The following is an 11,955-nucleotide window of genomic DNA, read 5'->3' on the forward strand; positions in this document are numbered from 1 at the left end:
ATCCGGGGTTCGAGACCGCCACCCGGGGATCGGCGGCCGGTCGGGGGTCAGTACGACTCCACCACCTTGACCTCCTCCTCCGTGACCTCGCCCTCGACGATGCGGAACGAGCGGAACTGGAAGTCGCCTGCGTCGTCGGCGTCCGCGGTCGACACCAGGACGTAGTGGGCGCCGGGCTCGTTCGCGTAGGAGATGTCGGTCCGGGACGGGTAGGCCTCGGTCGCCGTGTGGGAGTGGTAGATGACCACCGGCTCCTCGTCGCGGTCGTCCATCTCGCGGTAGAGCTTGAGGAGGTCGCCGGAGTCGAACTCGTAGAACGTGGGCGAGCGGGCGGCGTTGAGCATGGGGATGAAGCGCTCGGGGCGGCCTTCGCCCACCGGGCCCGCCACCACACCGCACGCCTCGTCGGGGTGGTCCTGGCGCGCGTGCGCGACGATCCGGTCGAACAGGTCCTGCGTGAGGGTCAGCATGCGGGCCAGGATAAACAGGAGGGCCGCCCCGTACCGAGGGACGGTACGAAGCGGCCCACATGCCGGACATCCTGAGCGGCAGCCGAAGGGAGCTCCACGAGCACTCCCTGCGGCCGGACGTCCTGGAAGGCGGTGGTCAGCCCGCCTCAGCTCACCTTCTCCAGCACCTGCTCGTCGCGCTCGGCGATCCCCGGGGTGCGGGCCTTGAGGACCATCCAGCCGATGCCGAGCACGACCGCCCAGACCCCCATCACGTACAGGGAGATGCGGGACTCGGCGTCGTATGCGATCAGGCCGGTGACGAACAGCAGGAACACGATAGCGATCCAGCTGCAGACCGCGCCGCCGGGGGCCGGGAAGGAGGACGCGGGCAGGCGGCCCGCCTTGACCGCGCGGCGGTACAGGACGTGACTGATGAGGATCATCAGCCAGGTCCAGATGCCGGCGCCGGTGGCGACGGAGGTGACGTAGCCGAAGGCCTTCTCCGGGACGACGTAGTTGAGGACCACGCCGATGCCCATGAAGACCACGGAGGTCGTGATGCCGATCGCCGGGGTCTTCGAGGCGGACAGCCTGCCGAAGACCTTCGGGGCCTCGCCGTTGTCCGCGAGCGTGCGCAGCATGCGGCCGGTGGAGTACATGCCGGAGTTGCAGGACGACAGGGCCGCGGTGAGGACGACGAAGTTGACGATGGCGGCGCCGGCCGGGATGCCGATGACGGCGAAGGCCTTCACGAAGGGGCTGACGCCCGCCGCGAACTGGGTCCACTTCACGACGCACAGGATGACGGTGAGGGCACCGACGTAGAAGAGCGCGATGCGCCAGGGCAGCGTGTTGATCGCCTTCGGGAGCGTCTTCTCCGGGTTCTCGGACTCGCCCGCGGTGACGCCGACGAGCTCGACGGCGAGGTAGGCGAACATGACGCCCTGCAGGGTCATCAGGGAGGAGCCGATGCCCTTGGGGAAGAAGCCGTCGAAGGCCCAGAGGTTGGAGACGCTGGCGGTGTCGCCGGCCTGGCTGAAGCCGAGGGTGAGCACGCCCAGGCCGATCACGATCATGCCGATGAGCGCGGTGACCTTGACCATCGAGAACCAGAACTCGATCTCGCCGAACAGCTTCACCGAGATCAGGTTGGCCACGAAGAGGACCAGCATGAAGACGAGGGCCGTCACCCATTGCGGGACGGACGGGAACCAGTAATCGACGTAGATCGCGGCGGCCGTCAGCTCGGCCATGCCGGTCACCACCCACATCAGCCAGTACGTCCAGCCGGTGAAGTAGCCGAAGAGCGGGCCGAGGAACTCGCGGGAGTACTCGGCGAAGGAGCCGGAAACGGGGCGATAGAGCAGGAGCTCGCCGAGCGCCCGCATGATGAAGAAGATGATGCCGCCCGCCAGGGCGTACATCAGGATGAGACTCGGACCGGCCTTGGCAATGTTCGCGCCGGCTCCGAGGAAGAGGCCGACGCCGATGGCGCCGCCGATCGCGATCATCTGGACCTGGCGGCTGCCCAGCCCGCGCTCGTACCCCTCCTCGGGGGTGGTGTCCGCGACCTTCGGTGCGGTCATGTGTGGTGCGCCTTTCTCCATGCCGATCCGGACCGGTGCTCGGCCTCGGATCGGGTTTCGATCCCCCCGGATAGCTGGAGTCGTGCCTGGCCGGTGGTTACCGGCTCGGTGGCGCACCCGGCCGGAACATGGGTGGTGTCCCGTCGGGCGATCGTGAAGGTCTATCACGCAGGCCGATCGGGAGGTGTGGCGCATCACACAGGAAGAAGTGGATAAAATGCCGCCGAACAGGTCATACCAGGCCGCAACGGTGACGCGATCGTTATCCGGATTTGAGCGTCCTCTGAGCGGACGCCATATCCGTACAGATCGACCCGTAAGGGGAATCGGGCCTTAAGAAGTCACGTCAAGACGGTCGGGCTGAACCACGGCACGGGTGCCGAGCGGCGTCACGGCATGAGCGTCGAGACGAGCGTCTCCTGCAGCCCGCCCAGCCACAGGTACGCCATCACCATCGGCTTGCGCGGGTCCTCGTCCGGCAGCCGGTAGAGGAGGTCGGTGTCGTCCTCGTCGGTGATCTCCAGCCGGGAGCCGATCGCCAGGCGCAGGTCGTTGAGCGAGCTCAGCCACTGGCGGGACGCGTCGGGGGACAGCTTGAGGACCGCCCCGCCCTCGTCCACCGGCGTGAGCGCATCCAGGGAGCGGATCACCGCCAGGGCGTTCTCGCGCTTGCCGGCCCGCAGGTCGTTCTCGGTGTAGCGGCGGAACTCGGCCGAGTGGGCCTGCTGCTCCTCGGCGTCCTGGGGCGAGTCCGGGAACCGCTCCGGGTCGCTGTAGGCGTCCGGGAAGAGGCGGCGCAGCACCGGGTCCGCGGGGGGCTCGCTCGGCCCCTCGGCGAACAGCTCGGCGAGCGGGTCGGCCGAAGCGTCCTCGCCGGGGCCGGGGCCGATGAGCTCGAGGAGCTGGACGGCCAGCGACCGGATGATGGAGATCTCGACGTCGTCGAGTGCGACGGCCGCGCCGCCGCCGGGGAGCGGTTCGAAGTGTCCTGGCATCTAAGTGAGTTCGCTACTTCCGGTCCTGCTGGAGGGTGGCCCACAGACCGTAGCCGTGCATCGCCTGCACGTCGCGCTCCATCTCCTCGCGACTGCCGCTGGAGACGACCGCCCGGCCCTTGTGGTGGACGTCGAGCATGAGCTTGGTGGCCTTGTCCTTGCTGTAGCCGAAGTACGACTGGAAGACGTATGTCACATAGCTCATGAGGTTGACCGGGTCGTTGTGGACGATCGTGACCCAGGGGACGTCGGGCTCGGGTACGGCGAAGACCTCTTCCGCCGATTCGGTGCGTTCGATCTCTACGGGAGCGGGTGACGTCACATGGCCATGCTGCCATGCAGGCCACAAATCGTCACACTGACGAGATGGGAGTAGCATCTGTCGTCATGAACACTGCGGGCCTTGGGCTGCCAGAAGAAGAAGGGCGCGAAGCGCTTCCGCAGAAGGGTGGTGGTGGGCACCGGGTGGGCGTGCCCTCGACGGCACTCTTCACGGACCAGTACGAGCTGACGATGCTGCAGGCCGCCCTGCAGGCGGGCACCGCCGAGCGGCGCAGCGTGTTCGAGGTCTTCACCCGGCGGCTGCCCGACGGCCGCCGCTACGGCGTCGTGGCGGGCACCGGACGCGTCCTGGACGCGGTCGAGAACTTCCGCTTCGACCCGGGCCTCCTCGGCTTCCTGCGGGAGCGGCAGATCGTCGGCGAGGAGACCCTCCAGTGGCTCGCCGACTACCGCTTCAGCGGCGACATCTGGGGCTACCCCGAGGGCGAGGTGTACTTCCCGGGCTCGCCGATCATGCGGGTCGAGGGGACGTTCGCCGAGTGCGTGCTGCTGGAGACCGTGATCCTGTCGATCCTCAACCACGACTCGGCGATCGCGGCGGCCGCCTCCCGGATGTCCTCCGCCGCCGGTGACCGGCCGCTGATCGAGATGGGCGCCCGCCGCACCCACGAGCTGGCCGCCGTCGCCGCCTCGCGGGCCGCGTACGTCGGCGGCTTCGCCACCACGTCCGACCTGGCCGCCGGCTTCCGCTACGGCATCCCGACCGTGGGCACGTCCGCGCACGCCTTCACCCTGCTGCACGACCGCGAGCGGGACGCCTTCCAGGCCCAGGTGGAGTCCCTGGGCCGGGGCACCACGCTGCTCGTGGACACGTACGACGTCGCCGAGGCCGTCCGTACGGCCGTCGAGGTGGCCGGGCCCGAGCTGGGCGCGGTGCGCATCGACTCCGGGGACCTGCTGCTCGTCGCACACCGGGTACGTCAGCAGCTGGACGCGCTGGGCGCGACGGACACGAAGATCGTCGTGACCTCGGACCTGGACGAGTACGCCATCGCCTCGCTGGCGGCGGCGCCCGTGGACGCCTACGGCGTGGGCACCCAGCTGGTGACCGGCTCCGGGCACCCGACGTGCTCGATGGTCTACAAGCTGGTGGCGCGCGCCGAGTCCGGCGATCCCAAGGCGCCGCTGGTGCCGGTGGCGAAGAGGTCCACCGGCGGCAAGACCTCCATCGGCGGCCGCAAGTGGGCGGCCCGGCGGCTGGACGAGTTCGGGGTGGCGGAGGCCGAGGTCATCGGCACCGGACCGGTGCCGGGCGACCTGTCGGACCGGCAGCTGCTCGTCGAGCTGGTCAAGGGCGGCGAGGTCGTGGCTCACGAGCCGCTGGACGTCGTACGGGAGCGGCACATGGCCGTGCGGGCCAACCTGCCGCTGTCCGCTACGCAGCTCTCGCGCGGGGAACCCGTGCTGGCGACGGAGTACCTCCGGGCGCGGTCGGGTAGCTAGAGCACGTGCGCCGTCGCACGCCGCTCGCCCCTGCTTGCCGCACCGCCGCCGTCTCCGGGCTCGTACCGTCACTCACAGTCGTACGTCACTCACAGTCGAAGGACACCGACCATGCGCCGCGCCTTGATCGTCGTTGACGTGCAGAACGACTTCTGCGAGGGGGGCAGCCTCCCGGTGGCCGGAGGCGCCGATGTGGCCGCCGCGGTCACCGAGCTGATCGGCCAGGCTCCGGCCGGCTACCGGCACGTGGTGGCGACCCGCGACCACCATGTCGAGCCCGGCGAGCACTTCGCCGACAACCCCGACTTCGTCCACTCCTGGCCCGCGCACTGCGTCGCGGGCACGGAGGGCGTGGGCTTCCATCCGAACTTCGCCCCCGCGGTCGCCTCGGGGGCGGTCGACGCCGTCTTCGACAAGGGGGCGTACGCGGCCGCGTACAGCGGGTTCGAGGGCGCCGACGAGAACGGGGTGGCGCTCGGCGACTGGCTGCGGGCCCGGGAGATCGGCGAGGTGGACGTGGTCGGCCTCGCGACCGACCACTGCGTGAGGGCGACCGCCCTGGACGCCGTACGGCAGGGTTTCCGCACCCATGTGCTCCTGGACCTGACCGCCGGGGTGGCCGAGGAGACCACCGAGCGGGCGCTGGAGGAGCTGCGGGAGGCGGGCGTGGAGCTGTCGGGAAAGCCCGTCGTCCAGTGACCTGGCAGTGACCCGGCGGCCGGGCGCTACGCCTGGGCGGCCGGGCGTCTGAGCAGGGATCTGATCGGATGCCACAGCTCCGTCGCGAGGTCCGGTGACGTGGCTCCGCCGGCGGGGGCCGTGCGCCATATCAGGCCGTCGGGATGGTGCAGGACCGCCGTGATCTCGTCCGGGGTCGGCGGCGCCGCGTTGCCGCGCAGGTAGACGGCCCGCAGGCCCAGGTTGCGCAGCCGCGTCAGGGCGCGGGCGCGATTGCGGGCGTGCACGAGCACGCGGACCGCCGTAGCGGCGGACGAGCCGTCGGCGGCGGGGCTGGGCAGGTTCAGTGCCACCACCACCGTGCCGTTCGGCAGCTTGCAGAATCCTCCTGCGGCCATGCGCTCATCCCCCCGTGCGTACCGGTGTCAATAAGAGAGCCACAGGACGCACCTAAACACGATCGGCGGCGACCCGCCAAGGGGTCGCCGCCAATACGCTTCTGACCTGCGAAAACGCGGATTACTTCACCGCGGGGCCCACCTGGAGCGAGATCGTCGAGCCATCCACGGCCTCCTTGACGATCTTGATCTTGGTGTTGGTGTCAGTGATCTTGACGCCACCGCGCGGGTTCGCCTCGTCGTAGTAGGTGCTGGTGCGGTCGTTGAAGACCGGCACCCCCTTCGACGACGGGATCGCGGTCGCGACGCCCGCCTTGTGCAGCGTGATGCCGTCCGTGCGGTACAGGCTGAACGTGGAGTCGTAGGCCTGGATGCGGTTGCGCATCAGCGTGCCGTCGGTCCACTTCAGCGCCGCCGGGTGCGAGTCGACCGGGAGGACCAGGCCGACGCCCGGGTGGGCGCTGGTGTTGTTGTCCGCCTGCGAGGTGTCCCACTTCCAGATCAACAGGCCGTTCTGGTACGGGTAGTGCTCCACCCAGTCCGGACGATCCGGCCCGAAGCCGAAGTTGTACGGGCCCGTCTGCAGCGTCTTGTCGTACGACACGTACTGGCGGTTCTCCGCGAGGTAGTACTGCGCGTAGTCCTTGGTGAAGGACGCGCCGATGCGGGAGAAGCCGTTCGCGGTCCACGCGGGGTCCGCCGTCTCGGCGTTGTCGGCGAAGACGGTCGCGCCGTCCGCGGTCAGCGTGATCTCGTCGGCCGCGAAGCCCTTCTGCGCCACACCGCCGTCGGTCTGGTAGCGGAAGCGGATGCCGACCTTCTTGCCCGCATAGGCGTCCAGCGCGTACGACAGCTTCTTGTAGCCGTCCACCGTGCCGGTCAGGGCCGGCGTGCCGCTGGCGTCACGCGGGATGGCCTGGCCGTCCACCGTGCCGTCGAGCGCGGTCCAGCGGGCGCCCCCGTCGGTCGACGCCTCGGCGTAGAGGTAGTCGTAGTTCGCCTCGATGTCGTACCAGCCGTCCATGGCCAGCGTGGCCGAGGACTTGCCGGTGAGGTCGACACTGCGTGTCAGCGTGTTCCTGAGGTCGTCGCCGCTGCCGCTCCACCACTGGGTGGAGCCCTGCGCCGGGGTCACGACCGTGGTGGTGACCGCCTTGTCGGGCAGGGAGACCACGACGGCCTGCTTGTTCGCGGTGTTGTACTCGGCGACGCCCAGCTTGTGCGCGGAGGACGTACCGGCCTTCGCCGTGTCGTAGTTGAGCCAGCCGAGCTGCAGCTTGTCCCAGGCACTGAAGTCGCCGGGCAGGTCGCCGATGGCGTCCTTGCCGCGGCCGAGCCAGGAGCCCGAGGACATCAGGGTCCAGAAGCCGGTGGAGTTCTCGCCGCCGCTGGTGTCGTAGTGGTCGGGCAGGCCGAGGTCGTGGCCGTACTCGTGGGCGAAGACGCCGAGTCCGCCGTTCTCCGGCTGGATGGTGTAGTCGCCGACCCAGATGCCGGAGTCGCCGATCTGCGTGCCGCCCAGCTTGTTGTTCGAGGGGCCGGTGGCGCCGGCGTCCGTGCCGAAGGCGTACCAGCGGTGGGCCCAGATCGCGTCGGTGCCCTGGGCGCCGCCGCCCGCGGACTCGTCCTCGCCGGCGTGCACGACCTGGAAGTGGTCGATGTAGCCGTCGGGTTCGTTGAAGTCGCCGTCGCCGTCGTAGTCGTAGCGGTCCCACTGGTCGTACTTGGCCAGGTCCGCCTTGATGTCGGCGTCGCTCTTGCCTGCCGCCTTCTGCTGGGCGACCCAGGCGCTCACGCCGTCGCTGACGACGTTCCACACGCTCGGGCAGTTGGTGGAGCCGCAGGCGTCGTTGCCGTAACGGGCCTCGTTGTAGGGGACCTTGACCCAGTCGGAGACCTCGCCGTCGACCGAGTAGCGGCCCGACGACTCCTTCTCGTAGAACTTCTTCATCGACTCGACGCCGCTGCCGGTGCCGAAGTAGAGGTCCTGGTAGTGCTGCCGGTTGTAGTCGGCCTGCCAGGCCGTCGAGTTGTCGTTCGCCCGGTCGGGCGCGGCTATCGTGTTGTGCTGCGGCCCGGTGGTGCCGCCGTACTTCGGGTCGGTCTGGTCGCCGAACTCGACCAGGATGGTGAAGATCTTGTCGGTCTTCTCGCGGCCGAGCTCGACGTACTTGCCGTCACCCTTCCTGCTGTCGAGCCGGACGACCTGCGACCCGTCGCGGTCCTGGACCTTGGCCTCACCGGATATGACCTGGTTGAGGGCCTCCTGCCGCTGGGCCGCCCGGGTCTTGCTCAGGGGGCCGTCGAGGTCGTGCTTCTGCTGCTTCTCCGGCTGCGGATCGTGCCGGTCCACGGCGCCTGCCCGCGCCGCCGTGCTCGCCTCCGCCACCGCGAAGGTCGAGAACGTGGCGGTGGCCGCCGCGAGCGCGACACCGACGGCCGCCGCTCTGAACGTCCAGGTTCTGCCTGTCACTTGAGTTCCTCCCCCGCGCCGCGCACACGGAAGGAGGTATCCCGGTCAGTGGAAGGCCCGTGCGCGCACGTTCAACGCGTGTAGTCAAGTGCCGTCATTTGACTAGAGGTTTACGAGAAAAGACAGACCTTGACTTGAGCAAGTCAACTCCGCTATGTGGAGCCGGGGTTCGCTTTACGGACGGTCGCTAACCTGCAACGGGCGCGCGGTCCCTCCCGTTGGTGGCGACCATGACTCAGTGCGCCCCTTGTGCACCGGAACCGTGGGTTAGGCCACGCTTACCAACCGTTCCGGTAGGGCATGGACGCGGTTAGAGTCGAATGGTGGAACGCCCGGAAGTCGGCACAAAAACAGGCCGGTTACCCGTCTCACCCCCAATTCCTTCCGAGGACACGATTGCCATGCCTCGTCCGACTGCCGCACAGCTCGCCTACGGTTCCTGCACCGTGATCTTCTCGACGCTCGCCATGCTGCTGCTGTCACAGACGAGTTCGGGTCTCGGGATCGCGGTCATCGCCCTCGCCGCGCTCGCCCTGGGGCTGCTCGTCGCCATGACGGTCCCCCTGCCCAAGCCCCGCACGGTCGCACCGCCCGGCGAGACCGCCGTGGCGGCCCGGGCCGTCGAGCCGCGGGTAGCGGCGTCGCGGCAGCGGGTCGGCGCCGCGGCTGAGCCGATCCGGGAGCCGACGGCGCCCTGACACACGAGACGGCGGATCCGTGGGACTCACGGATCCGCCGACTGCTGTCACCGGGCGGTCGCCTCGAGGTCAAGTGGTGCTGACCACCACCGTCTTGGCGGCCTTGTCGTCCAGGCCCTGCTTGTAGGGCCGGTCGAAGTAGCTCCAGCCACCCGCGATCGCGGTCCAGATGCAGGCGCAGCAGAAGGCGAACGGAATCCACAGCACGAGCGCGCGCACCAGCGAGGTCCCCCAGGAGGGCGTGGCGCCGTTGTCGAGGTTGGCCACGCGCATGCCCATCAGCCGCTTGCCGAGGGTCTGCCCCCACGTGGCGGTCAGGATGGTGTCGTAGGCGACGTAGAGCACGGCCACCACGATCGACTGCCCGATCGACTTGCCGACGTCGAGCCGGTCGCCGTCCACCTCGTACTCGTTCACCCCGAGGCCCCAGGTGACCAGCCAGACCACGATCCCCACCAGGATCATGTCGATGATGCGCGCGAGCGTGCGCTTGCCGCTGTCGGCGAGCGGGGGCATGCCGGCGAGCGGGTCCTCGGGGTAGGGCGGGGGCGGCTGCCCGCCTCCGTCGGGTGGCGGCCCGCCCCCGTGGCCGCCGTACGGGGCGTCGTACGGCGAGCCCGACCCCTGACCCGACGGCGGCTGCTTCCTGAACGGGTCGTCTTCCGGTGGCTGCTGTCCGGAGCCCGGGGGCGGTTCGGTGCTCATGGCCCGAGTGGACCGCGAACGCCCCCGCTCCGCACCCGGCGGACCGCCGTACGGCGTACGAAATCGGCCACTCGCACGCGCTCTCCGGGCCGGTTCAGCCCGCCACGAACGTGTGGGCCGCCTTGTCGTGCCAGCACTGCTGCCACGGCCGGTCGAACAGGCACCAGGCGAGGCCGAGGATCCCGATGCCGAGCAGGCTGGGAAGGACCTGGACCACCCAGCGGCGCAGCGACGGGCCGAAGGCCGGGGGCTCGTGGCCCTCGATGTCCCGCACCTCGATGCCGCACAGCTTCTTGCCCAGGGTGCGGCCCCACTTGGCGGTGGGCAGCACCTCGCACAGGACGCCGGCGACGAGGAGGACGGCGAGGACGATGCCGAGGTAGGCGCTGGTCGTGCCGTCGAGCAGCCAGACGGTGACGGTACGGCCGGAGAGCTCGGCCGCGTCGATCTTCGCCTCGATGTGGTCGACGGCCTCGGTGCCGAGCGGCACGGCGACGGTGGCGGTGACGGCGCCGAGGACCACGGTGTCGATCAGCCGGGCGGCCAGCCGCTTGCCGAGCTTCGCGGGCCGCGCCGCCGCCTGGCGCATCGCGGCCGCCTGGAAGATGTCCTCCACCGGCGGCTTCCACGGCGCCACGGGCTGCTCGTCGCCGCCGCCCGCGAGCCGCTGCACCTGCTGGGGCCAGGACGGCTGCCCGCCGCCGGGGCCGCTGGTCATCGGCGGGGGCGCGGGCGCCGGCGCATGCTGGTGCGGTACGGAGGGAGCCTGCGCGACCTGGGGGGCGGCTCCGGGCGAGGGCGCGCCGCCCGCGCCGGGGCCACCCGCGCCGGGGCCACCGAAGACGGGCCCTCCCGAAGCGGGCCCGCTCGCCGCCGGCGGCCCGCCCGGCTGCCCGGGACGCTGCGGAACGGCGCGGAACATCATGGTGCCCTCGTCCTCACCGGGGGCGCCGGGAGCGGCCGGGCCGGACGCGGCGGGGCCGCCGGCGTCCGCGCCGGCCGCCGGACGGCGGAAGGCGAACGTGCCGCCGGACGCCGCGTCGGCCGGGTCCGCCGGCGGGATCGGTGCCGTGCCGTCGGTGCGGGCGGCCTGGCCGCCGGGCTGGGACGGAGGGGGCGAGGCGTCGGCCGGGGTCCGCGGGTCCGCGCCCCAGGAGACGCGATGGTCCTGGTCTCCGCCGAAGCCGGACTGCTGGGCGGGATCGGCGCCCCACGCGGGCGCCGGCTCCTGCACGGAGGGCGTCGGCTCCTGTCCGGTGGGCGCCGGATACGGGTCCTCGTCGAAGAAGTGCGGGCCGGTCTCCTCGACCGCGGGGACCGCCGGGCCCGCACCGGGCGGCGGGGCGAGCGGCTCGCCGTCCTGCGGAGCCGGCCGGCTGGTGCCCGACACCCAGGAGACACCGTTCCAGTACCGGACATATCCAGGAATGGACGGGTCCGGGTAATACCCTTCGCGGGGCCTGTCGTCGCCGTGGGCCGGGGTTGGGGCGCTCATGTCCGTCGTCCCGTATCTGCTCGGGGAATGTATGGGGGACTCCACTATCTATCAGACCCGTGCGCGCACCACCGCCAGTCCCGCCGTACCCACCCCTTTCCGGGCAACGTCGTGTGCGGCGGCTTCACGGCTCGTGAAAAAAATTCTCCGAACCCGCGTAATGGTCCCGCCCCTGCCCTCTCTCCACTCGTACGGGCCCACCCGCAGGGCCCGTACACCTGCCCGAGAGAGGAATCGGACGACATGCACTACACCGTGGTGGAGCGCGAGTTGGAGCTCCGGCTCATCCTGTCCCCGCAGCGCAGCGTCCCGGTCCCGGCCCGGCTCGGCTACCGCGCCGACGATCCGTACGCCATCCACATCGGCTTCCACATCGACTCCGCGTGCCCGGTGCACTGGACGTTCGCCCGCGAGCTCCTCGTGGAGGGGGTGTTCCGGCCGTGCGGGCAGGGGGACGTGCGGATGTGGCCGGCCAAGTCGCAGGGGCGCAGCGTGGTGTTGATGGCGTTGAGCTCGCCCGACGGGGACGCCCTGCTCCAGGCGCCGAGCGCCCAGGTGTCGGCCTGGCTGGAGCGGACCCTGCGGATGGTGCCCACGGGGTCCGAGGGCGAGCGGCTCGGCATCGACGACGCGCTCGACCAGCTGCTCGCCCGGTGACCCGTCCGAGAAGGTGTCGGGACGGGAGGAGGG

Annotated in this window: 12 protein-coding genes; 4 read left to right on the forward strand and 8 right to left on the reverse strand. The window is 70.4% G+C overall.

All coding sequences use genetic code 11. The features are described 5' to 3' along the window. Positions 1-47 precede the first annotated feature (47 nt). The 4 genes from ABZ910_RS19095 to clpS form a co-directional block, all read right to left on the reverse strand. Complete coding sequence (locus ABZ910_RS19095; protein ID WP_361366086.1) at positions 48-470, reverse strand: M67 family metallopeptidase; 423 nt, start codon at positions 468-470, stop codon at positions 48-50. Between the two features lie 146 nt (positions 471-616). After that, on the reverse strand, positions 617-2,038 hold the full coding sequence (locus ABZ910_RS19100) for an amino acid permease (RefSeq protein ID WP_361366088.1): 1,422 nt from the start codon (positions 2,036-2,038) through the stop codon (positions 617-619). Between the two features lie 389 nt (positions 2,039-2,427). Then, positions 2,428-3,033: a DUF2017 domain-containing protein gene (locus ABZ910_RS19105; protein ID WP_361366091.1), complete on the reverse strand. Its 606-nt coding sequence runs from the start codon at positions 3,031-3,033 to the stop codon at positions 2,428-2,430. A 13-nt stretch (positions 3,034-3,046) separates the two neighbouring features. Continuing rightward, positions 3,047-3,412: an ATP-dependent Clp protease adapter ClpS gene (gene clpS, locus ABZ910_RS19110; RefSeq protein WP_361366094.1), complete on the reverse strand. Its 366-nt coding sequence runs from the start codon at positions 3,410-3,412 to the stop codon at positions 3,047-3,049. 134 nt (positions 3,413-3,546) lie between these two features. Between clpS and ABZ910_RS19115 the strand changes: the two genes are divergently transcribed. Then, on the forward strand, positions 3,547-4,818 hold the full coding sequence (locus ABZ910_RS19115) for a nicotinate phosphoribosyltransferase (protein WP_361366306.1): 1,272 nt from the start codon (positions 3,547-3,549) through the stop codon (positions 4,816-4,818). A gap of 111 nt (positions 4,819-4,929) precedes the next feature. Then, positions 4,930-5,517: an isochorismatase family protein gene (locus ABZ910_RS19120; RefSeq protein WP_361366096.1), complete on the forward strand. Its 588-nt coding sequence runs from the start codon at positions 4,930-4,932 to the stop codon at positions 5,515-5,517. 26 nt (positions 5,518-5,543) lie between these two features. Here the strand turns inward: ABZ910_RS19120 and ABZ910_RS19125 are convergent, their stop codons facing one another. Both ABZ910_RS19125 and ABZ910_RS19130 read right to left on the reverse strand, forming a co-directional pair. Then, the gene (locus ABZ910_RS19125; protein ID WP_361366099.1) at positions 5,544-5,894 is read right to left on the reverse strand and encodes a hypothetical protein; all 351 of its coding nucleotides are present in this window, start codon (positions 5,892-5,894) and stop codon (positions 5,544-5,546) included. Positions 5,895-6,015: 121 nt separating this feature from the next. After that, the gene (locus ABZ910_RS19130) at positions 6,016-8,367 is read right to left on the reverse strand and encodes an immune inhibitor A domain-containing protein (RefSeq protein ID WP_361366102.1); all 2,352 of its coding nucleotides are present in this window, start codon (positions 8,365-8,367) and stop codon (positions 6,016-6,018) included. Positions 8,368-8,768: 401 nt separating this feature from the next. Between ABZ910_RS19130 and ABZ910_RS19135 the strand changes: the two genes are divergently transcribed. Next, positions 8,769-9,065 (forward strand): hypothetical protein, encoded by a 297-nt coding sequence (locus ABZ910_RS19135; protein WP_361366104.1) that lies wholly within the window; start codon positions 8,769-8,771, stop codon positions 9,063-9,065. A gap of 69 nt (positions 9,066-9,134) precedes the next feature. Here ABZ910_RS19135 and ABZ910_RS19140 read toward each other — a convergent pair whose 3' ends face one another. Next, on the reverse strand, positions 9,135-9,770 hold the full coding sequence (locus tag ABZ910_RS19140; protein WP_361366107.1) for an RDD family protein: 636 nt from the start codon (positions 9,768-9,770) through the stop codon (positions 9,135-9,137). Positions 9,771-9,864: 94 nt separating this feature from the next. Beyond that, the gene (locus tag ABZ910_RS19145; RefSeq protein ID WP_361366110.1) at positions 9,865-11,265 is read right to left on the reverse strand and encodes an RDD family protein; all 1,401 of its coding nucleotides are present in this window, start codon (positions 11,263-11,265) and stop codon (positions 9,865-9,867) included. A gap of 243 nt (positions 11,266-11,508) precedes the next feature. On the opposite strand from ABZ910_RS19145, the gene ABZ910_RS19150 reads away from it, so the two are divergent. Then, positions 11,509-11,922: an SsgA family sporulation/cell division regulator gene (locus ABZ910_RS19150; RefSeq protein ID WP_361366113.1), complete on the forward strand. Its 414-nt coding sequence runs from the start codon at positions 11,509-11,511 to the stop codon at positions 11,920-11,922. Positions 11,923-11,955 lie beyond the last annotated feature (33 nt).

This window comes from Streptomyces sp. NPDC046805, from assembly GCF_040645355.1.
Taxonomy (GTDB): Bacteria; Actinomycetota; Actinomycetes; order Streptomycetales; family Streptomycetaceae; genus Streptomyces.

Excerpts from the sequence above, each read along its gene's own strand:
- ABZ910_RS19095 (WP_361366086.1), bottom strand. The coding sequence starts at position 470 with ATGCTGACCCTCACGCAGGACCTGTTCGACCGGATCGTCGCGCACGCG.
- ABZ910_RS19100 (WP_361366088.1), bottom strand. The coding sequence starts at position 2,038 with ATGACCGCACCGAAGGTCGCGGACACCACCCCCGAGGAGGGGTACGAG.
- ABZ910_RS19105 (WP_361366091.1), bottom strand. The coding sequence starts at position 3,033 with ATGCCAGGACACTTCGAACCGCTCCCCGGCGGCGGCGCGGCCGTCGCA.
- clpS (WP_361366094.1), bottom strand. The coding sequence starts at position 3,412 with ATGCTACTCCCATCTCGTCAGTGTGACGATTTGTGGCCTGCATGGCAG.
- ABZ910_RS19115 (WP_361366306.1), top strand. The coding sequence starts at position 3,547 with ATGCTGCAGGCCGCCCTGCAGGCGGGCACCGCCGAGCGGCGCAGCGTG.
- ABZ910_RS19120 (WP_361366096.1), top strand. The coding sequence starts at position 4,930 with ATGCGCCGCGCCTTGATCGTCGTTGACGTGCAGAACGACTTCTGCGAG.
- ABZ910_RS19125 (WP_361366099.1), bottom strand. The coding sequence starts at position 5,894 with ATGGCCGCAGGAGGATTCTGCAAGCTGCCGAACGGCACGGTGGTGGTG.
- ABZ910_RS19135 (WP_361366104.1), top strand. The coding sequence starts at position 8,769 with ATGCCTCGTCCGACTGCCGCACAGCTCGCCTACGGTTCCTGCACCGTG.
- ABZ910_RS19140 (WP_361366107.1), bottom strand. The coding sequence starts at position 9,770 with ATGAGCACCGAACCGCCCCCGGGCTCCGGACAGCAGCCACCGGAAGAC.
- ABZ910_RS19145 (WP_361366110.1), bottom strand. The coding sequence starts at position 11,265 with ATGAGCGCCCCAACCCCGGCCCACGGCGACGACAGGCCCCGCGAAGGG.
- ABZ910_RS19150 (WP_361366113.1), top strand. The coding sequence starts at position 11,509 with ATGCACTACACCGTGGTGGAGCGCGAGTTGGAGCTCCGGCTCATCCTG.